The 20900-nt window shown below is 72.4% G+C and carries 16 protein-coding genes; 6 read left to right on the top strand and 10 right to left on the bottom strand.

The window, feature by feature from the left end; translation table 11 throughout:
* Positions 1–229: 229 nt before the first annotated feature.
* Positions 230–2527, bottom strand: a complete 2298-nt coding sequence (locus AC3IYJ_RS14110; RefSeq protein WP_489401643.1) for a heavy metal translocating P-type ATPase — start codon at positions 2525–2527, stop codon at positions 230–232.
* 120 nt (positions 2528–2647) lie between these two features.
* A complete protein-coding gene (locus AC3IYJ_RS14105; protein WP_489401642.1) occupies positions 2648–2881 on the bottom strand; it encodes a heavy-metal-associated domain-containing protein in 234 nt (77 codons plus the stop codon).
* A 199-nt stretch (positions 2882–3080) separates the two neighbouring features.
* Between AC3IYJ_RS14105 and AC3IYJ_RS14100 the strand changes: the two genes are divergently transcribed.
* The gene (locus tag AC3IYJ_RS14100) at positions 3081–4340 is read left to right on the top strand and encodes a cation:proton antiporter (protein WP_489401641.1); all 1260 of its coding nucleotides are present in this window, start codon (positions 3081–3083) and stop codon (positions 4338–4340) included.
* On the opposite strand, the gene AC3IYJ_RS14095 is transcribed toward AC3IYJ_RS14100, so the two are convergent.
* Positions 4318–5139, bottom strand: coding sequence for a TetR/AcrR family transcriptional regulator (locus AC3IYJ_RS14095; RefSeq protein ID WP_489401640.1), 822 nt, complete (start codon positions 5137–5139; stop codon positions 4318–4320). The two genes, AC3IYJ_RS14100 and AC3IYJ_RS14095, sit on opposite strands and share 23 nt — an antisense overlap.
* A 141-nt stretch (positions 5140–5280) precedes the next feature.
* Here AC3IYJ_RS14095 and AC3IYJ_RS14090 point away from each other — a divergent pair, with 141 nt between their 5' ends.
* Positions 5281–7530 carry an MMPL family transporter gene (locus AC3IYJ_RS14090; protein WP_489401639.1) on the top strand — a complete coding sequence of 750 codons (2250 nt, stop codon included), beginning with the start codon at positions 5281–5283 and terminating at the stop codon, positions 7528–7530.
* Between the two features lie 51 nt (positions 7531–7581).
* On the opposite strand, the gene AC3IYJ_RS14085 is transcribed toward AC3IYJ_RS14090, so the two are convergent.
* From AC3IYJ_RS14085 to AC3IYJ_RS14075, 3 genes are all read right to left on the bottom strand, one after another.
* Positions 7582–7782: a helix-turn-helix transcriptional regulator gene (locus AC3IYJ_RS14085; RefSeq protein WP_030297784.1), complete on the bottom strand. Its 201-nt coding sequence runs from the start codon at positions 7780–7782 to the stop codon at positions 7582–7584.
* A gap of 330 nt (positions 7783–8112) precedes the next feature.
* Positions 8113–9126: a Gfo/Idh/MocA family protein gene (locus tag AC3IYJ_RS14080; RefSeq protein ID WP_489401638.1), complete on the bottom strand. Its 1014-nt coding sequence runs from the start codon at positions 9124–9126 to the stop codon at positions 8113–8115.
* 44 nt (positions 9127–9170) lie between these two features.
* A complete protein-coding gene (locus AC3IYJ_RS14075) occupies positions 9171–10085 on the bottom strand; it encodes a sugar phosphate isomerase/epimerase family protein (protein ID WP_489401637.1) in 915 nt (304 codons plus the stop codon).
* 66 nt (positions 10086–10151) lie between these two features.
* Here AC3IYJ_RS14075 and iolC point away from each other — a divergent pair, with 66 nt between their 5' ends.
* The 4 genes from iolC to AC3IYJ_RS14055 are packed head-to-tail and all read left to right on the top strand — an operon-like array spanning position 10152 to position 15421.
* A complete protein-coding gene (gene iolC / locus AC3IYJ_RS14070; RefSeq protein ID WP_489401636.1) occupies positions 10152–11123 on the top strand; it encodes a 5-dehydro-2-deoxygluconokinase in 972 nt (323 codons plus the stop codon).
* 7 nt (positions 11124–11130) lie between these two features.
* Positions 11131–12003 carry a 5-deoxy-glucuronate isomerase gene (gene iolB / locus AC3IYJ_RS14065; protein ID WP_489402808.1) on the top strand — a complete coding sequence of 291 codons (873 nt, stop codon included), beginning with the start codon at positions 11131–11133 and terminating at the stop codon, positions 12001–12003.
* Positions 12000–13910, top strand: coding sequence for a 3D-(3,5/4)-trihydroxycyclohexane-1,2-dione acylhydrolase (decyclizing) (gene iolD, locus AC3IYJ_RS14060; protein WP_489401635.1), 1911 nt, complete (start codon positions 12000–12002; stop codon positions 13908–13910). Before iolB ends, iolD begins: the two co-directional genes overlap by 4 nt.
* Positions 13911–13921: 11 nt before the next feature.
* Entirely contained in the window at positions 13922–15421 is a 1500-nt protein-coding gene (locus AC3IYJ_RS14055) for a CoA-acylating methylmalonate-semialdehyde dehydrogenase (protein WP_489401634.1), read from the top strand.
* 144 nt (positions 15422–15565) lie between these two features.
* Here the strand turns inward: AC3IYJ_RS14055 and AC3IYJ_RS14050 are convergent, their stop codons facing one another.
* From AC3IYJ_RS14050 to AC3IYJ_RS14035, 4 genes are all read right to left on the bottom strand, one after another.
* Entirely contained in the window at positions 15566–16804 is a 1239-nt protein-coding gene (locus AC3IYJ_RS14050; RefSeq protein ID WP_489401633.1) for a hypothetical protein, read from the bottom strand.
* Positions 16805–16865: 61 nt separating this feature from the next.
* On the bottom strand, positions 16866–17894 hold the full coding sequence (locus tag AC3IYJ_RS14045) for a WxL protein peptidoglycan domain-containing protein (RefSeq protein WP_489401632.1): 1029 nt from the start codon (positions 17892–17894) through the stop codon (positions 16866–16868).
* A 118-nt stretch (positions 17895–18012) separates the two neighbouring features.
* Complete coding sequence (locus AC3IYJ_RS14040) at positions 18013–19305, bottom strand: hypothetical protein (RefSeq protein ID WP_489401631.1); 1293 nt, start codon at positions 19303–19305, stop codon at positions 18013–18015.
* A 332-nt stretch (positions 19306–19637) separates the two neighbouring features.
* The gene (locus AC3IYJ_RS14035; protein ID WP_489401630.1) at positions 19638–20852 is read right to left on the bottom strand and encodes a S8 family peptidase; all 1215 of its coding nucleotides are present in this window, start codon (positions 20850–20852) and stop codon (positions 19638–19640) included.
* Between the last annotated feature and the right edge of the window lie 48 nt (positions 20853–20900).

Here is a 20900-nt window from a genome sequence, read left to right as displayed (position 1 = left end):
GAAAAGCGCCCCGCCATCGATCCCCCCACGGGTCGAAGGTCGGGGCGCTTTCCTTACCCCGGAACGGATTCCCCCCACGGGACCCGGACCGGGTGTCCGAGTGCCGGAAGTCCCAAGACTTCCCAGCATCGCCCCATTAGACCCACGGGCTTGCCCGATGGTTACGTTACGGTCCCTGTGATCTGCGTCTCGCGTGAAGGAAGTGTGTGCGAGCTGCGAAGGGAGATCACTAGCGGAAGGAGCGCAGCCGCAGGCTGTTGGTCACCACGAAGACCGAGGAGAAGGCCATCGCGGCCCCCGCGATCATCGGGTTGAGCAGTCCGGCGGCCGCCAGCGGCAGCGCCGCGACGTTGTAGCCGAAGGCCCAGAACAGGTTGCCCTTGATGGTGGCCAGGGTCCGCCGGGAGAGCCGGATCGCGTCCGCGGCCACCCGCAAGTCGCCCCGTACCAGGGTCAGATCGCTCGCCTCGATCGCAGCGTCGGTACCGGTGCCCATCGCCAGGCCCAGGTCGGCCTGGGCGAGCGCGGCCGCGTCGTTGACCCCGTCGCCGACCATGGCGACCGTACGGCCCTCGGCCTGGAGGCGGCGTACGACGTCCACCTTGTCCTGCGGGAGGACCTCGGCGATGACCTCGTCGATGCCCACCTCGCGGGCCACCGTCTCGGCGACGGCCCTGTTGTCGCCGGTCAGCAGGACCGGGGTCAGCCCCAGGGCCCGCAGCCGGGACACCGCCTCGGCGCTGGTCTCCTTGACGGCGTCGGCCACGGTCAGCACCCCGCGGGCCTCTCCGTCCCAGGCCACCAGGACGGCGGTCGAGCCCTCGGCCTCGGCGGCGGCCTTGGCCTCGGCCAGGGCGGCGGGCAGCGCGATCGACCAGTCGGCCAGCAGCTTCTCGCGGCCCACCAGGACGGCGTGTCCGTCGACCACGCCCTGGACGCCGAGGCCGGCGAGGTTCTCGAAGTTCTCCGGGACCGGCAGGGCCCCCGCCTTTTCGGCGGCGCCGGTGGCGATGGCCCGCGCGATCGGGTGCTCGGAGGCGTGCTCCAGGGATCCGGCCAGGCGCAGCAGTTCGGTCCCGTCCACGCCCACGGCGGGGTGCACCCCGGCCAGGGTCATCCGGCCGGTGGTGACGGTGCCGGTCTTGTCCAGGACGATGGTGTCCACGCGACGGGTGGACTCCAGTACCTCGGGGCCCTTGATCAGGATCCCGAGCTGCGCACCCCGCCCGGTGCCGACCATCAGCGCGGTCGGTGTGGCCAGGCCCAGGGCGCACGGGCAGGCGATGATCAGGACGGCCACGGCGGCGGTGAACGCGGCCGTCGGGTTGTCGGTGATCAGCAGCCAGGTCACCCAGGTGCCCAGCGCCAGTACGAGCACGATCGGTACGAAGACGCCGGAGATCCGGTCGGCGAGGCGCTGCACCTCGGCCTTCCCGTTCTGCGCGTCCTCGACCAGCTTGGCCATCCGGGCGAGCTGGGTGTCGGAGCCGATCCGGGTCGCCTCGACGACCAGGCGGCCGGAGGCGTTGACGGTGGCGCCGGTGACGGAGTCGCCGACGGCGACCTCGACCGGGACGGACTCGCCGGTCAGCATCGAGGCGTCCACGGCGGAGCTGCCTTCGACGACGGTGCCGTCGGTGGCGATCTTCTCGCCGGGCCGGACGACGAACCGGTCGCCGACGGCCAGCGCGCTCACGGGGATGCGCACCTCGGCGCCCCCGCGCAGGACGGCCACGTCCTTGGCGCCCAGGCGCATCAGGGCCTTGAGGGCGGCGCCCGCCTTCCGCTTCGAGCGGGCCTCCAGATAGCGGCCGAGCAGGATGAAGCTGACGACTCCGGCGGCCACTTCCAGGTAGATCGCGGAGGAGCCGTCCGTGCGGGAGACGGAGAAGTCGAATCCGTGGCGCATGCCGGGCATTCCGGCGTGGCCGAAGAACAGGGCCCACAGGGACCAGAGGAAGGCGGCCCCGGTGCCGACCGAGACCAGGGTGTCCATGGTGGCGGCGCCGTGCCGGGCGTTGGTCCAGGCGGCCTTGTGGAAGGGGAAGGCGCCCCAGACGACGACGGGGGCGGCGAGGGTGAGCGAGAGCCACTGCCAGTTGTCGAACTGGAGGGCCGGGACCATCGCGAGCAGGACGACGGGCAGGGCGAGCGCGGAGGAGACCAGGAGGCGCTGGCGCAGTGCGGCCAGTTCGGGGTTGCGCGGGGCCTGGCCGGACTCCTCGTCCTGTCCGGGCCGAGGCTCGGGCTCCGGCTCCGGCGGCGGGGGCTCCTCGGCCGTGTAGCCGGTTTTGACCACGGTCACGATGAGGTCGGCGACCGCCACGCCTTCGCCGTAGGAGACCTTGGCCTTCTCGGTGGCGTAGTTCACCGAGGCGCTGACCCCGTCCATCCGGTTCAGCTTCTTCTCGATGCGGGCCGCGCAGGAGGCGCAGGTCATACCGCCGATGGTGAGTTCGACCTCGGCGGTGGTCCCGGCGGCGCCGGCCGCCGCTATGGGTCCGTCGTGCACTGTGCTGCTGCTCATGATCCGGGCTCCAGGGGGAGGGCCGGGCCGTACGGAACCAGTATGAGCTGGCCGGTACGACCCGGCGGGGCTGTGCCGAAGAAGCGCGCGCCGGCCAGGCGCGTGCCGAAGGAGAAGGGCTCAGACCTGGCCCGCGAGCTCGTAGCCGGCCTCGTCGACGGCGGCGCGCACCTCGGCCTCGTCGAGCGGGGCGGCCGAGACCACGGTGACCTCGCCGGTCGCGGCGACGGCCTTGACCGAGCTGACGCCCGCCAGGGCGGAGAGCTCGGTGGTGACCGCGCCCTCGCAGTGCCCGCAGGTCATGCCGGTCACCCGGTAGACGGTGGTGGTCTGGGTGTCCGTGTCGGCGCTCATGTCGTTCTCCTCTTCAAGGGCGTGTCCGGGCGGCGGGAGCCGGTGGATCGCTCCACCGTGCCCCGACACTCAGAGACTATACCCCTAGGGGGTATGGATGCGAATATTCGCCGGGATCTTTCGGGCGGGGTGCTGCGGGGCGTCGGCCGGTGGCGCTGTGAAGTGGACAAGCTCCGCAAGCCATATGTAAATGGCATCCATGGGGAATTCGGGGACGACTCTCATTCTGATCATGGCGATCGCGGTGCTGGCCCCCCTGCTCGCGTACGGGGTGTCGCGCTGGCTGCCCGTTCCGCTCGTGATCTTCGAGATCCTGCTGGGCGTCCTGGTCGGGCCCGACGTCCTCGGTTGGGCGCACTCGGACCAGGTGGTCGACGTACTGAGCCAGCTCGGTCTCGCCATGCTGATCTTCCTGGCCGGCTACGAGATCCAGTTCGACCAGGTCAGGGGCGACACCCTGAAGCGGTCGGTGTGGGCCTGGGTGGCCGCCCTGGTGCTGGGGCTCGGAATCGGCCTGCTGCTGTCGGGCGGCGGATTCGACAAGGGCGTCTACATCGGCACCGCGCTCACCAGTACCGCCCTGGGCACGATCCTGCCGGTCCTGCGGGACGCGGGGGACATCCAGAGCCGGTTCGGCTCCGTGATGATGGCGATGGGCGCGGTCGGCGAGTTCGGGCCGATCATCGCGATGGCGCTCCTGCTCAGCGGGCGGGCGCCCGGCCGCTCGGCGGCCCTGCTGATCGCCTTCGCGCTGCTCACGGCCGCGGCGGTGTTCTGGGCGATGCGGCCCAAGCCGCCCTGGTTTTCCCGGGTGATCGCCCGGACCCTGCACAGCAGCGGGCAGTTCGCGGTGCGGCTGGTGGTGCTGATGCTCGTGGCGTTCCTGGCCCTGGCCGACGTGCTCGGCCTCGACGTGCTGCTCGGGGCCTTCGCCGCCGGTCTGATCACCCGTCTGGTCCTGCACGGGGCCGCCCCGGAGAGCAGCGGGATCGTGCTCTCGAAGGTGGAGGCGATGGGCTTCGGATTCCTGGTTCCGCTGTTCTTCGTGGTCACCGGGATCGAATTCGACCTGAAGGCGCTGCTCGGAGGCGGGCGGGTGCTGCTCCTGCTGCCGGTCTTCCTGCTGCTGTTCCTCGTCGTGCGCGGGCTGCCCCTGTGGCTGCTGGCTCCCCGGGACCTCGGGCGCCGGGACCGGTCGGCGCTGGTGCTGTTCGGGTCCACGGCGCTGCCGCTGGTGGTGGCGATCACCACCCTCGGCGTGCAGGACGGCAAGCTCGGGTCGGGGGAGGCGGCGGCTCTGGTGGGGGCCGGAATGGTCTCCGTACTGGGGTTTCCGCTGGTGGGGCTGCGGCTGCGGCTGCGGCTGCGGTCGGGGTCCCCGGACGCCGGCTCCGTGGCGGGCGGGTCCATGGTGTCCGGCGGGTCCGGGGTGCGGGTCAGCGAGGAGGAGGCGTGGTGAGCATCGGGTCCAGGTAGCGCAGCAGGACGGTCTTCAGCTCGGCCACGTACGCGGCCCGTTCGGCGCCTTCGCTGGCCAGGATCAGTTCGAGCGAGGACTTGACGATGCCGAGGACCATCTGTGCGACGTGGGTGAGCTCGATGGACCGGGCCGACTCCGTCGACCCGGCCTCGGCCGGGGTGCAGGCGAGCAGCACGGCCTCGACCCGGGCCAGCATCCCGGCGTGCAGTTCCTCGTGCTCCTGGGCGATGCCGGGGATGCCGGAGCCGTGCATGAGCGCCAGGAAGGCCGGGTTCTCGCAGTTGAAGGCGACGACCGGGTCCAGGACGGCGTCGAGCAGCTCCGGCAGCGGCCGTTCCAGGTTCTCCGGGAGGAAGGCCTGGCCGTGCGCCTCGTGGGCGCGCTGGAGCAGCTGGCCGCCGAGCTCGACGGCGATGGCCTCCTTGTTCGGGAAGAACTGGTAGAGCGTGCCCGGGGAGACGCCGGCCTCGCGGGCGATGGCGTTGGTGCTGGCCGCGGCGTAACCCGTACGGCAGAACACCCCGGCGGCGGCCGAGAGGAGCTGGGCGATACGGCGCTCCCCGCGGGCCTGGCGGCGGCGGGGGGCGGCTTCGGCGGCCTTCCCGACCGCTTCTCCGACCGCCTTTTCGGCGGCGGATTCGACGTTGGTCTCCGGGCTCGTCTCCGGGCTCGTCTCCGGGCTCGTTTTCGGGCTCGCCTCGGGGCCGGTCTCGGGGATCGGGTTCGTGCCGGTTGCGCCCGCATTGCCGGTGCTCTTCGTCCTGGAGCTCTCCCGCATGTCCAATCCCTTGCTTCCCGTTGCTTCCCGTGGGTGATTGACAAACGCGAGAGGTCGCTCGCATTCTTGGGGAACGCGAGCGACTGCTCGTATTTGCCAGTCTATGTGGCCTGGTAACCACGGTGAAGGGGACACCGAGTCATGTCCGAAGTCAAGAAACCGCCGTCGCCCGGGGAGGGCGGCCGGTGGACCCGGATCGTCACCGCACGTCCGAGGCTCTCGCTGCTGCTCGCGCTCGTGGTTACGGCACTCGCCGTCTTCGCGGGCGGCGGAGTCGCCGACCGTATGGGCAGTGGCGGCTGGGAGGACCCGGGCGCCCGGTCCACCTACGCCACCAAGGCCCTGGAGCGCGAGTTCCCGGGCTCGCAGCCCAATCTGCTCCTGCTCGTCGACGCCGGGACCGGGGCGGGGGCCGCCGGAGTGGACGATCCGGCCGTCGCCGCCGAAGCAGAGCGGCTGACCGCCGAGCTCGCCGCGGAGCACGGTGTGACGGGCGTGGGCTCGTACTGGCAGACCCGCCTGCCCACCCTGCGCTCCGAGGACGGCCGCCAGGCACTGATCGCCGCCCGGGTGCTCGGGGACGAGAAGACGGTCATCACCGTCCTCGACCGGATCGCCCCGCGCTACCGGGGTGAGCACGGCCCGCTGAAGGTCTCCCTCGGCGGACCGGCCGCCGTCCAGCGCGAGGTCACTTCCACCATCCAGGAAGACCTGCTGCGCGCCGAGCTCATCGCCCTGCCCGTCACGCTCGTCCTGCTCATCCTGGTCTTCGGCAGTGCCATCGCGGCCCTGCTGCCCCTCGGTGTCGGCATCGTCGCCATCATCGGGACCAATGCGGTGCTGCGCGGTCTCACCGAGTTCACCGACGTCTCCGTCTTCGCGCAGAACCTGACCACCGCGCTCGGGCTCGGACTCGCCATCGACTACGCCCTGTTCATCGTGCGCAGGTTCCGTGAGGAACTGGCCGCCGGGCGCGACCCGGTCGCGGCCGTCGGAGTCACCCTGCGGACCGCCGGGCGCACGGTGCTCTTCTCGGCCCTGACCGTCGCCGTCTCCCTCTCGGCGATGCTCTTCTTCCCGATGTACTTCCTGCGCTCCTTCGCCTACGCCGGGGTCGCGGTGGTCCTGCTCGCCGCGGCCGCCGCGCTGATCCTGCTCCCCGCGGCGCTGGTGCTGCTGGGCGAGCGGGTCAACTCCTTCGACCTGCGACGGCTGTGGCGGCGGCGCCGGACGGCCGCCGACGGCAGCGGCAGCGGAGCCGGGGGCGGGCGGGGCTGGGCCCGGCTGACCGGGCTCGTGATGCGGCGCGCCCGGCTCTTCGTGCTGGCCACCACGGCCGGACTCCTGTTCCTCGGACTGCCCTTCCTCGGGGTGAAGTTCGGCACCGTGGACGACCGGCAGCTGCCGAAGACCGCCGAATCGCATGTGGTGCAACAGCAGATACGCGACGCCTTCCCGGGCAGTCCCGGCGGTGCGTTGACCGTGCTGACCGAGGGGGCGCCCGCCAAGGCCGACCTCGACGGCTACAAGCGGCGGGTGGAGGCCCTTCCCGGAGTGCTGCGGGTGGACGGGCCGGTGAGCTCGGCCTCCAGCGGGGGATACGCGTACCTCTCGGTCCTCACCGAGGGCGAGGCCGTGGGGGAGCGCGCCCAGGACCTGGTCGGGGAAGTCCGCAAGGTGGACGCCCCCTTCGAGACCTCCGTGACCGGACAGGCGGCGGTGCTCGTCGATGCCCGCAGCGCCATAGCCGAGAAGCTGCCCCTGGCGCTGGGCGTCGTGGTGCTGGCCACGCTGCTCCTGGTCTTCCTGCTCACCGGGAGCGTGCTGATACCCCTCCAGGCGGTCCTGCTCAACGCGCTGAGCCTGACCGCGATGTTCGGCGCGGTGGTCTGGGTCTTCCAGGACGGGCACCTCTCCGGAGCGCTCTCCTTCACCGCCACCGGTGACATCGAGACCACCCTGCCCGTGCTGATGTTCTGCATCGCTTTCGGACTCTCCATGGACTACGGGGTGTTCCTCATATCCCGGATCAAGGAGGAGTACGACCGGACCGGGGACCACGAGGGCGCGGTGCGCACCGGCCTGACCCGGACGGGCGGACTGATCACCGCCGCGGCCGTGATCCTGGCGGTGGTGATGGTCGCCATCGGCAGCTCGCGGGTGACCAACACCAAGATGCTGGGTCTCGGCATCGCGCTGGCCGTGCTGATGGACGCGATGATCGTCCGGAGCCTGCTGGTCCCGGCGGTCATGAAGCTGACCGGGAGGGCCACCTGGTGGGCGCCGGCGCCGCTGCGCCGACTGCACGAGCGGTTCGGGCTGAGCGAGGGCGGGGCCGCGCCGGCCGCCGAGGAGGCGGAGGTGGAGCCGGTACCGGCGGGGAGCCGATAGCGGCCGGTGGACGGGGCCCGGGAGGGCCCGTCCCCGGCCCGGCGGCCGGGATCAGTCCTCGCGGCGCCCCCGGTTGCCCGGGCGGCGGGCCACCCAGGTCCGGATGGTGTCGGCGTACCAGTAGGGCTTGCCGCCCTCCACGTGGTCGGGCGCGGGCAGCAGTCCGTGTTTGCGGTAGGAGCGCACGGTGTCCGGCTGGACCCGGATGTGGGCGGCGATCTCCTTGTACGACCACAGCTGTCGGTCGCTCATCCTCGACACCTCCTTGTCCACGTCGCGGGGGCCGGCCGGGAGGCCGTCGGGGGAGCCGGCGCGTGGACACTGACGATCACTCAGGTTCTGCCCGGGGAACGACGGACGGTGATGCCAGGGGAGGGGCTGTCGGTCGGCTGTGACGGAAAACCCGCGTAATGGGGACATGTGTGACACGAAGGAGACCCCTGTGACACGGACGGCACATACCGCTCATGCAGGTCATGCAGGTCATGCAGCCCATGTGGGTCACACGGCCCATGCGGCTCATGCGGCTCATGTCGCCCCTGGGGTACAGGGGTCGGCCGGAGTGCCGGGGCGGGGCCCGGGTCAGCGGTAGAGGGCCGGGCGCTCCGCCAGCTCCACCAGGGTCCGTACGCCGCTGTGCGCCGCTGCCAGGCCCGCCTCGGAGACGGCCGCCGCCGCGTAGCCGTCCCAGGCGTCGGGCCCGTCGACCCGGCCCAGGGCGGCCGCGGTGACCCAGCGGCGCAGCTGGCGGTCGTAGGCGTCGGCGAACCGCACCGTGAAATCCTGGTCGATCTCCCCGCCCCACCGGCCCGCCGACTGGACGACCATCGCGTGGCCGTCGCCGATCCTGGCGCTGCCGGCCTCGCCGACGGCCTCGCACTGGACCTGGTAGCCGAAACCGCAGTTGACGAAGATCTCCACGTCCACGACGGCCCCGCCGGAGGTCTCCATGAGAACGAGCCGGGGATCGCGCAGTCCCTCGCGGGCGGCGGAGGTGGGCGTGGGCGAGAGCACGGTCACAGCGGTGATCTCCTGGCCCAGCAGCCAGCGGGCCGCGTCCACCTCGTGCACCACCGAGTCGCTGATCAGCATGTCGCTGGTGAAGAAGGACGGCGAGGAGGCGTTGCGGTGGCGACAGTGCAGGAAGAGCGGCCGCCCGATGCCGCCCCGGTCGAGCAGCTCCTTGAGCCGGGCGTACTCGGCGTCGTAGCGCCGCATGAAGCCCACCTGGACGAGCCGGCGCCCCAGCCGGGCCTCCGCCTCCATGATCCGCAGGGCGCCCGCCGGATCCGGGGTCAGCGGCTTCTCGCAGAGCACCGGCAGGCCCCGTTCCAGCGCCCGCATGATCGCTTCCTCGTGGGCGGGGCCGGGCGAGGCGATCAGCACGGCGTCCACGCCGGGCGCGGCTATCGCCGCCGCCGGATCGGTGTGCGCGCCCGCGCCCTCCAGCCCGGCCGCGACCTCCTTGACCCGGTCCCCGTCCGGGTCGGCCACGGCCACCACCCGGGCACCGCCGACGGTCCGCCCGATCCGGCGGACGTGGTCGGAGCCCATCTTCCCGGTGCCGATGACGGCGATGCCGAGCGTGCTGGTCATGTCGGGTTCCTCCATGAGGGGTGGCGGGCGGTTTCGGGGTCCGGTCAGCGGGCGCCGCAGGAGCGCAGGTAGGCACGGGTACGGCGGGCGATCGGCAGCGGCCGCTCGGGCGGGCACGGGTACATGTCCTGCTCCACGATGGCGAACAGGTCCACGCCGAGCCGCTGGGCGGCCGCCAGCACCGGTTCCAGCGCGGGCACCCCGGCCGGCGGCTCGCACATCACCCCACGGGCCACGGCCGGCCCGAAGGGCACCTCCTCCGCGAGGACTTCGGCCAGGATCCGCGGGTCCACCTGCTTGAGGTGCAGGTAGCCGATGCGCTCCGCGAAGGTCTCGATGGCCTGGACGCTGTCCCCGCCGCAGTACGCGTAGTGCCCGGTGTCCAGACAGAGCGAGACCAGCTCGGGGTCGGTGGCGTCCAGGAACCGGGCCACGTTCGCCGGGGTGTCGATGTGCGTGTCCGCGTGCGGATGGACGACGATCCGCAGCCCGTACAGATCCTGGACCCGACGCCCCAGCCGCTCGGTCTGGGTGGTCAGTTCGCGCCATTGTGCGGGCGTCAGGGTGCGGTCCTCCAGCACCTCGCCCGTCTTGTCGTCCCGCCAGAAGGAGGGGATCACGACGAGGTGCGCCGCGCCCACGGCACGGGTGAGCTCCGCGATCCGCGACACGTGCTCCCAGGTGTCCTCCCACACGGCGGGCCCGTGATGGAGTCCGGTGAAGACGGTTCCGGCGGAAACCCGCAGGCCGCGCTCGGCGACCTCGTCGGCGAGCCGGACGGGATCGGTGGGTAGATAGCCGTAGGGCCCGAGTTCGATCCACTCGTACCCGGCGTCGGCGACCTCGTCGAGGAACCGTTCCCACGGTGTCTGCCGCGGATCGTCGGGGAACCAGACACCCCAGGAGTCCGGAGCCGAACCGACGCGGATGCGGGTCAACGCGGGCGATGAGGACGTCATGCGGCCACCTTAAAGTGCGAGGCTCGAAGGGACGGGGAGCATGGGGCCGTGCGGAAGGGCGTGGTGATGAGTACGGATCCGTTGGCGTTCGACCTGATCACGATGGGGCGCATCGGGGTGGATCTCTACCCGCTGAAGACGGGCGTACCGCTCGGGGAGGTGGACACCTTCGGGAAGTTCCTGGGCGGTTCCCCGACCAATGTCGCGGTCGCGGCGGCCCGGCTGGGGCGGCGGACGGCGGTGATCACCCGGACCGGCGCGGACCCCTTCGGGGCGTATCTGCGGGCGGAGCTGCGCGGGTTCGGGGTGGACGACCGTTGGGCCGACGAGGTGGCGCACTACCCGACCCCCGTCACCTTCTGCGAGATCTTCCCGCCGGACCACTTCCCGCTGTACTTCTACCGCTACCCGAAGGCACCGGACTTGGAGATCCGCGCGGAGGAGGTGGACCTCGACGCCGTCCGGGCCGCGCGGGTGTTCTGGATGACGGGTACGGGGCTCAGCGCCGAGCCGAGCCGGTCGGCGACCCTGGGCGCGCTGGAGGCACGGGCGAAGGCCGGGGCCACCGTCTTCGACCTGGACTGGCGCCCGATGCTGTGGCCCTCCGGGAGTGAGGGGGACCCCGGGCCCTGGTACCGGCGGGCTCTAGGGCTCGCCACGGTGGCCGTCGGCAATGCCGAGGAGTGCGCGATCGCCACCGGCGAGAGCGAGCCGCACGCGGCGGCCCGCGCCCTGCTCGCGGCCGGGGTGGAGCTGGCGGTGGTCAAACGGGGCCCCGAAGGCGTCCTGGCCGTCCACCGGGACGGGGCGGTGGCGGAGGTCCCTCCGGTGCCGGTGGACGTCGTCAACGGGCTCGGTGCGGGCGACGCGTTCGGGGGAGCGCTGTGCCACGGGCTGCTCGCCGGATGGGAGTTGGGGAAGGTTATCCGGTACGCGAACGCGGCGGGGGCGATCGTGGCCTCGCGGCTGGCGTGTTCGACGGCGATGCCGTTCGCGGGCGAAGTGGAGGAGGTGCTCGGCCGTGCCGGTGGTCTCTGAGCGGGTGATGGACTGGACGGGACTGCTCGTGCTCGACCTCGGACCGGGGGAGGTGTACGCGCACGAGTGCGGGGAGTCGGAGTGGATCGTGCTCCCCCTGTCGGGCGGCTGCGAGGTCCGCTGCGCAGCGCCCTCCCCCCACCCCGACCCTTCCCGAAACCGGGGTCTGGGGCGGAGCCCCAGCAGCGGACCGCAGGTCTTCGAACTTCGCGGACGGGCTCGGGTGTTCGACGCGGTCACCGACTTCGCCTACCTCCCCCGGGACGGGCACGCCGAGATCCGGGCGGGCGCCGGCGGGCGCTTCGCACTCGTCGGGGCACGGTGCGAGCGCCGCCTCCCCGCGCGGTACGGGCCCGCCCGGGACGTCCCCGTGGAGCTGCGCGGAGCGGGCCAGTGCTCGCGGCAGGTCAACAACTTCGCCGCCGCCGACTCCTTCGACTGCGACCGGCTCATCGCCGTGGAGGTGCTCACCCCCGGCGGCAACTGGTCCTCGTACCCGCCCCACAAGCACGACGAGCACCGGCCCGGCGAGGAATCCCGCCTGGAGGAGATCTACTACTTCGAGATCCGGGACCACGAGGGCACGCCCGGCCTCGGCTACCAGCGTGTCAGCCCGTCCCCCGCCGGGAAGACCGACATCCTCACGGAAGTGAGGACCGGGGACACCGTGCTCATCCCGGACGGCTGGCACGGGCCGTCCATCGCGGCGCCCGGCCATGACATGTACTACCTCAACGTCATGGCGGGACCCGGCGTCACCGGCGCGCCCCGGGAGTGGCTGATCCGAGATCATCCCGATCACGGCTGGATCCGCTCCACCTGGGCCGCGCAGGACGTCGACCCCCGGCTGCCCTTCTACCGCGCGGAGGACCCCGTATGACTCCGACGACCCGGACCGGCCCGGCCGCCGCGACCCATGTCCGGCTCACCGTCGCGCAGGCCCTCGTCCGGTTCCTAGGCTGCCAGTACACCGAGCGCGACGGGCGGCGCCACCGGCTGATCGCGGCCACCTGGGGGATCTTCGGCCACGGGAACGTCGCCGGGATCGGGCAGGCGCTGCTGGAGAGCGGCCCGGAGGCGATGCCGTTCCTGCAGGGCCGCAACGAGCAGGCCATGGTGCACGCCGCCGTCGGCTACGCCCGGCAGAGCGGGCGGCTCTCCGCGCACGCCGTCACCACCTCCATCGGACCCGGCGCGACCAACCTCGTCACCGGGGCGGCGCTGGCCACCGTCAACCGGATCCCGGTCCTCCTGCTGCCCGGGGACACCTTCGCCACCCGCCCCGCCGACCCCGTGCTCCAGCAGCTCGAGGTCCCCTACGCGGGCGACATCTCCGTCAACGACACCCTGCGGCCCGTCTCCCGCTGGTTCGACCGCGTCACCCGCCCCGAAGCCCTGATCCCCGCGGCCCTCCAGGCGGTCCGGGTGCTCACCGACCCGGTGCAGACCGGCGCCGTCACCCTGGCCCTGCCGCAGGACGTACAGGCCGAGGCGTACGACTGGCCGCGGGAGTTCTTCGCCGAGCGGGTGTGGACCGTGCGCCGCCCCCGCCCCGACCGCTCCGAGCTCGCGCACGCGGCCGAGGCGGTACGGGGCTGCGCGCGGCCGCTGATCATCGCCGGCGGCGGGATCCGGCACAGCGGGGCGCAGGCGGCCCTGGCGGAGTTCGCGGAGGCCACCGGGATCCCGGTGGCCTCCACCCAGGCCGGCAAGGGGGCGCTGGCCTGGGACCACCCCGCCGACGTGGGCGGGGTCGGGCACACCGGCACGGCCACCGCCGACGCGCTGGCCCGCGGGGCCGATCTGGTGATCGCCGCCGGGACCCGGCTCACGGACTTCACCACCGCCTCCTCGACCCTCTTCCGGCAGCCCGGCGTCCGGTTCCTCGGGCTCAACCTCGACCCGTACGACGCCCACAAGTACGCCGCTCGCCCCTTGGTCTGCGATGCGCGAGTGGGCCTGGAAGACCTCCGGGACGCGCTTTCCGGGTACCGCGTGGACCCCGGGTACTTGTCGGCGTACAAAGAAGAGAAAAGGGAATGGGAGCTGCTGGTCGACCGGGCCTGCGCGGCTCTCGACGAGGACGACCTCCCGACGCAGGCCCAGGTGCTCGGGCTGCTCGACGGGCTCGTGGACGACACCGACATCCTCGTCAACGCCGCCGGCTCGCTCCCCGGGGACCTGCACAAGCTCTGGCGGACCCGGTCCCCGGACCAGTACCACGTGGAATACGGCTACTCCTGCATGGGCTACGAGATCCCGGCCGCGATCGGGGTGGCGCTGGCCGCCCCCGGCCGCCCCGTGTGGGCGCTGGTCGGCGACGGGACGTACCTGATGAACCCCACCGAGATCGTCACCGCGGTGCAGGAGGGCATCCCGATCAAGGTGGTCGTCCTCGACAACCACGGCTACGCCTCGATCGGAGGGCTGTCGGCGGCGGTGGGCGGCGAGGGCTTCGGGACCGCGTACCGCTTCCGGGCGCCCGACGGTTCGTACACGGGGGACCCCCTTCCGGTGGACCTCGCGGCCAACGCAGCCTCCCTCGGAATGGTCGTCATCTGCGCCCGGACCGTGCGTGACCTGCGGAAAGCCCTCGTCGAGGCGCGGGCTTCGGACCGTCCCACATGTGTCTACGTGCAGACCCGAACACCCGACACTGTGTCGGGCCCACCCCCGGCACAGGCATGGTGGGATGTTCCTGTGGCCGAGACCGCGACCCGTGCGGAAGCGGCCCAGGCCCGCGAAGAGTACGACCGGCAAGCCGCGCAGCGACGTCGCCATCTGTGAAGGAGCAAGGCATGAAGACCGTCAACCACTGGATCGGTGGCAAGACCGTCGAGGGCGCGTCGGGCAACTACGGCCCGGTCACCGACCCCGCCACCGGCGAAGTCACCACGCAGGTCGCCCTCGCGTCCGCCGCCGAGGTCGACGCGGCCGTACAGGTCGCCAAGGAGGCGTTCCTGTCCTGGGGGCAGTCCTCGCTGGCCGCCCGCACCAAGGTGCTGTTCGCCTACCGCGCCCTGCTGGACGCCAACCGCGACGCGATCGCCGAGCTGATCGTCGCCGAGCACGGCAAGGTCCACTCGGACGCGCTGGGCGAGGTCGCCCGCGGCCTGGAGATCGTCGAGCTGGCCTGCGGGATCACCGTGCAGCTCAAGGGCGAGCTGTCCACGTCCGTCTCCAGCCGCGTGGACGTCTCCTCGATCCGCCAGCCGATCGGCGTGGTCGCGGGCATCACCCCGTTCAACTTCCCGGCGATGGTGCCGATGTGGATGTTCCCGCTGGCCGTGGCCTGCGGAAACACCTTCATCCTCAAGCCGAGCGAGAAGGACCCCTCGGCCTCCACCCTGCTGGCCCAGCTGGCGAGCCAGGCCGGTCTGCCGGCGGGCGTGCTCAACGTGGTCCACGGTGACAAGGTCGCCGTCGACGCGCTCCTCGCGCACCCCGACATCGCGGCCGTCTCCTTCGTGGGCTCGACCCCGATCGCCCGCCACATCCACACCACCGCCTCCGCCAACGGCAAGCGCGTGCAGGCCCTCGGCGGCGCCAAGAACCACATGCTGGTGCTGCCGGACGCCGACCTGGACGCGGCCGCCGACGCGGCGGTCTCCGCCGCCTACGGCTCGGCCGGCGAGCGCTGCATGGCCATCTCCGCCGTGGTCGCGGTGGGCTCCATCGCCGACACGCTGGTGGACAAGATCCGCGAGCGCGCCGAGAAGATCAAGATCGGCCCCGGCAACGACCCGACCTCCGAGATGGGCCCGCTGATCACCGCCGCCCACCGCGACAAGGTCGCCTCGTACGTGACGGGTGCCGCAGCCCAGGGCGCGGACGTGATCCTGGACGGCACCGGCTACACCGTCGAGGGCAACGAGAACGGCCACTGGATCGGCCTCTCGCTGCTGGACAACGTCAAGACCGACTCCGACGCCTACCGCGACGAGATCTTCGGGCCGGTGCTGTGCGTGCTGCGCGTCGAGACCTACGAGGAGGGCGTGGCGCTCATGAACGCCTCGCCGTTCGGCAACGGCACCGCCATCTTCACCCGTGACGGCGGCGCCGCCCGCCGCTTCCAGCTGGAGATCGAGGCCGGCATGGTCGGCGTCAACGTCCCGATCCCGGTGCCGGTGGGCTACCACTCCTTCGGCGGCTGGAAGGACTCCCTCTTCGGGGACCACCACATCTACGGCAACGACGGCATCCACTTCTACACCCGGGGCAAGGTCGTCACGACCCGCTGGCCCGACCCGTCGGACGCCCCGGCCGGCGTGGACCTCGGTTTCCCGCGCAACCACTGACGGTTCGCGCGCTGCCGCCGATCCGACTGCTCGCCCCCCGCAACCCTCACCGCGGGGGGCGAGCCCCGTTCCCGCCCGGCGGGGGCGGGGCGGGAACGGGGCTCGGCGGTTCGGCGTCACGGCCTCACGGCGTCACGGGTGGGGTCAGAGCAGGGACCAGACGTCCTGGGCCGCCGTCGCGGACCAGGCCGCGTCGCCGTGGCCGTAGCCCGCGACGAGGGTGAAGGTCACGTGCCCGTTGCCGCCCGCGCGGATCAGTGCCGCGCCGTGCGAGTGGTCTCCGCGACCCAGTTCGGTGTTGATCCACACCACTTCGGCGCGGATCCGGTCCCAGTCGATCGCGTACGTCTTCTCGTCGCCCGCCCACAGCGCCGCCAGATCCCGCATCAGGGCGGTCGGGATCAGCCCGCTGCCCAGGGCGGACGTGGCCGCGTGCCAGGTGGCGAGCGGGGTGCGGGTCAGGGCGAAACGGTCCTCGGCCGGGGTCGCGCCGAAGGTGTAGGAGCCCGCACTGTGGCCCTGGGCATAGATCCAGTTCGCGGGGCCGGGCAGCACCGAGGTGCGGATCAGCGCGAAGTGGGCGAGCCCGGCGTTGGTGAAGCGCAGCTCGGGATCCGGCGGCCAGGGGACCGGGGAGGGGGCCGCCGGGTCGGTGACGGCCCGCGCGATCAGCGCCGCCAGGCCCGGGTCGCTCGCGTACGTGCCCTGCGCGAGCTGGGCCTCGTACGCGTCGCGGGTCAGGGCCGCCCGTTCGGCCGCGTCACCGGTGTACGGACCGGTCGTGTCCAGGACCACCACCCGGGTCAGCCGCGGCGAGGCGTCGTGCGAGGCCGCGTCCAGTGCGAGGGCGGCCCCGGCGGAGTGCCCGGCGTACTGGTACGGCAGCCCGAGTGCGCCGTCCAGCGCCGCCACGACCGCGGCCAGATCCCGGCGGTGCGCCGCGAGCCCCCAGTCGGCGGTGATCCCGGCCGCCGTGGCGGAGTCCTCGCGCGGGGTGACGCCGACGACTAGCAGGCCCTGGCGGAGCAGGTGGTGGGCGAGGCCCGGGGAGTCCTGCGAGTCCGGCGAGGTCGGGGTGAAGAAGTCGGCGGCGAAGTTCAGGCCGCCGCCCGGCAGGAGGTACGCGATCCCGTGCGGCGGCCGCTGCGGGTCCGCGAGCACGTCCACCGTGACCGGGGCCGGGCCGCCGTCCTCGATCGGGAGGGTCAGCCGGATCCAGCCGTCGCCGGGCAGGTACGCGGCGGTCCCGGTGCCCAGCGTCCGCTCGATGCGGGTCAGCAGCCCGATTCCGTGGGCGGCGGGATCCGGGTCCGGCGGTCCGTCCGCGGAGGCCTGCCCGCGATCCGGCCGGCCGGACCCTTCCACGCCGTGCTGTCGTTCCATCGGTGGTGCCTCCCCCTCGCGGTGATGGCTGGATGCCGTCGCCTGGGGACACCCTTGCCGGTCAGCGGGCTTCAGCCAAGTCCGGGACGGATTCAGGCCGTTCGGACTCGTCCCGGCGGCGCCGGCGCGCCACCCGCAGGGCGATGGCCGCGCCCGCCAGGACCAGGACGAAGCCCAGGGCGGGCCACGGAACGGCGAGGAAGTCCGTAGCGGATTCGGACACCAGGTCGGGGTAGGCGGAAGCGCCGGCCGTGATGTGGACCGTGACCCAGTCCGACTGCGGGGCGTCGGCCCACTCCTCGGTCAGTTCGATCCGCTGGCCCGGCAGCAGCACCAGCTTCAGCTCACGGGCCGGCCGGTCCAGGGCGGTCCGGCCGAAGAGGCCCTCGGCGGAGACCGTCACCTTCGGCTCGACGACCACGTTGCCCCGGTTGACCAGCGAGTACGTGATCTTCGCGCGGGCGTCCTTGACCCAGGGCAGCAGCGGGGCCGCCCGGCTCACCTTCACGTCCTCCACGCTCAGCCCGGGGGTCACCGGTCCCGGAACCCGGAAGTAGAGCCGGGCCCCGACCTGGCGCTTCACCCCGACCTGGACCTTGCCCTCCTTCTGGACGCCCTCCACGGCGGTGTTGAGGGCGACGATCCCGCCCACGTGGTCGCCGGGGGTCGCGTCCGCCGGGACATTCACCGAGAACGGGACGTCCTTGCGGCCCTTGGGAGGCACGGTGACCGTGCCCTTCGTCTCGGGCGGCAGCGCTATCCACGTGCCGACGTCCTTGGGCTTCGTCTCGACCGGCAGCAGCGCGAAGCCGCCGCCCACCGGGGTGTTCACGGCGTCGGTGGCGAAGATCTGGAACGTCATCTCCTTGTCGGAGGAGTTCACGATCGTCGCGCTGTCGTTGACGGTGGTACCGGCCTCGCCCTGGTGGAAGAAGTAGGCGCGGTCGGTCATCGCGGCGCCGGCGGGCGGAGTCGGGAAGACGCCCCAGGTGCCGTTGTCCGCGGCCGTCGCGGTGGCCGCGGGGAGCAGGCCCGTACCCAGCAGCAGGAGCGTGACGAGCAGGCCGTAGAGAGGGGTGCGGGTGCGCATGGGCGGTTCTCCAGTCGGCGCGGACGGGGGCGGGGAACGGAGGCGTGGCGGGGGAGCGCGGAAGGGTGGTGCGGCGCCGGAGCGCCGCACCACCCGGGTTGGAGCGGGGCCGTACGGGTCAGGCGATGGAGAAGGTGACGACCGACTGGTAGGTGTCCGCGAACATGAACGGCGGGAGCTGGATCATTCCGGCACCGCCGACCTCGAACTCGCCACCGGTCAGGTTGTCCCCGCCCGCGGCCTGCGAGGCGATCTTCATCGGGGTGTCGGAGATCGCACCGGGCGTACCGGCGGTGCAGGTGCTCGGGCTGTCCGCGTTGGTCACCTTGCAGGTCGGCTGGATGCCGATCTGCGCCTTGGCCATGGAGTGGCCGGTGACCTCGTTCAGGAACGGCGTACGGGTCGCCGAGACGTCCCAGCCGAGGGTCCCGCCGCGGAAGTCCTGAACGGCCATCGCGGTGAACTGACCGATGACCGACTGGGACTTGCCGTTGATGGTGACCTTGCCGAAGCTGACGGCCGGGTTGCCGGCCTGCGGGCCGATGGCCAGCGGGCCGGGCAGCACCTCGACGTCGACCGGGTTCTTCACGCCGGGCTGGTCGACGACGAAGACGAAGTCCTTGTACGGGGTGATCGAGCCGTCGATCTTGATCTGATCGGCGGCCTTGGTGACGGTGATGTCGCAGGTCGCGGCGCCGGCCGCGGTGGCCGTGCCGGTACCGGTGTCACCGGTGGCGACGCCGCCCTTGAGCGCGGAACAGGTGACCGCGCCGGCCGGGAAGTTGGCGCCCGTGACGGTGACCGCGGTGCCGGCCTTGCCGCTGTTGGGCGTCAGCTTGGTGGTGATCGGGTCCTTGGGCAGGGCCTCGACGGCCACCGAGCCGAGGGAGGCGCTCGGGCGCGGTGCCGGTGTGCAGGTGGTGGTGAAGACCGAGCCGGAGAGGTCCGCGTCGACCACCGACAGGTCCAGCGCGACACTGACCGTGGTGCCCTCGGTGCCGTCCGGGATCTTGATGGTTCCGGAGAACGCCTTGGGGTCGAGCGGCTGCCCGGCCACGACGTTGACCGTCTCCGGCGGGCTGGTGACCACCTGGGTGGTCGCCCCGACCTTGAGGGTGACCTTGGAGGTGTTCACCGTCGTGACGGAGAAGCCGGGGAGCAGCGGGCTGGCGCCCGGGTCGATGGTGATCGGGACGACATCGCCGGCCTTGGCACCGTCGGGCAGGGTGATCGTGTAGTTCTGGTTGCCGGAACCGTCCGCCTGAGGTGCCGGGGCGTCGCAGTTCTCGAAGACGGCAGTGGTCTTCGTCGCGGCCTGTGCGGAGCCTGCCAGGCCCACCACGCCGCCTGTCAGGGCCAGGGACAAAGCGCCCGCCCCGGCCAGAACTCTTCGTCGGAACGTTGTACTCACTGGGTCGCGACTCCTTCGTCATACGAACCCTCCCCCCACCCGCTGTGTGGGGGAGGTCGAGCCGGTGCGGTGGCCGACATTGACGCGTCGCGGGATTGAGAAGTCAATGACTTGCTTTCGCCCGAAGCACACAGAAATTGATGTGCCATCAGACCGGGTGCCGGAACGGCCGGGATACCGACCGGACGGTGAGGCGAGCGGGTGGGGCGCGTGGGGCTGGCGGAGTCTCCCGCTCCGGGCCTGAGCTGGGGCCTTGGCCCGTCCGGGAGCGGCGCCCGGCGACTCCCCGCCGGGGCGGGCGGGGGCGCCGCCGGCGGGTGTCCCCGTAGGGGCTACTTGGCGGACGGGAGGTGCAGCAGCAGGTTCGGAGTCCCGGCCGGCAGGCCCGCGATCCGGTTCGGCACGGCGCTGAGTGCGAGAGTTTCGGCCACCTGCGCGGGGGTCCTGCGCGGGCCGCCGGACGCGAGGCCCTCCGCCAGGACCAGGGCGGCGACGCCCGCCGCGTGCGGGGCCGCCATGGAGGTGCCGGAGGCACGGGCGAGGGCCGTGGTGGAGCCCTTCCAGGCCGAGGTGATGGCCACGCCCGGGGCGGAGAGATCCACGCAGCTGCCGTAGTCGGAGAAGGACGCCCGTCTGTCGTAGACGTCGGTTGCGCCCACGGTGACCGCCTGCGGGACCCCGGCCGGGGAGCCGGTGCAGGCGTCCCTGCTGGAGTTGCCGGCCGCCACGGTGAAGGTGATCCCGGACGCGATCGCACGCGTCACGGCCCGGTTCAGCGTGAAGCTGTAGCCGCCGCCCAGGCTCATGTTCGCCACGGCCGGGACGTTGGGCGACTTGAGGGAGTCCCGCACCATCCAGTCGATGCCGCCCGTGATGGCCGACAAGGTCGCCTCCCCGCGGCAGTCGGCCACCTTCACCGCGACGAGCGACACGCCCTTCGCGACCCCGTACGTGGCCCCGCCGACGGTTCCCGCGACGTGCGTGCCGTGGCCGTTGCAGTCCGTGGCGCTCTCGGTGAACACCGCGTTGGCGCCCCAGCGGGCGCGGCCGCCGAACTCCTGGTGCAGGGTGTTGATCCCGGTGTCCACGATGTACGCGGTGACCCCCTCCGCCTTCGTCGCGTACGTGTACGAGCCGTCGAGCGGGAGGTCGGTCTGGTCGAGCCGGTCCAGGGACCAGGGCGCGGGCGTCTGCACGAGGGGCTGGGCCGTGGTGTCGTTCAACCGGAAGACCGTGTCGGGCTCCACGGACGCCACCCGCGGATCGGCGGCGAGTTCGGCGGCGCCGGCCGCCGTGGTGCGGACGGCGAAACCGTTCAGCACGGTCTCGAAGACGGTCCCGACCCGGCCGCCGGCGGCCTCGGTCTCGGAGGCGAGGGCACGGGTGGCGGCGACGGCGGAGACGCGGGAGGTGCTGTCCTTGAGGACGACCACGTAGGGGGCGGTGGGGCGTTCGGCGTCGGTGGCGGCTGCTGCGGCGTGGGGCGGCAGGGCGGTGGCCACCGCCAGCAGGGCGGCGGCGGGGAGCAGCGCGGAGAGTGGGCTCATGCGGCCGATGCTCGGCGAGGCGCGGGCCGCCCGCGCGGAGGGTGCGCC

The sequence above is a fragment of the Streptomyces sp. GL_140 genome (assembly GCF_057834465.1).
This window is presented reverse-complemented; position numbering and strand designations above follow the sequence as displayed.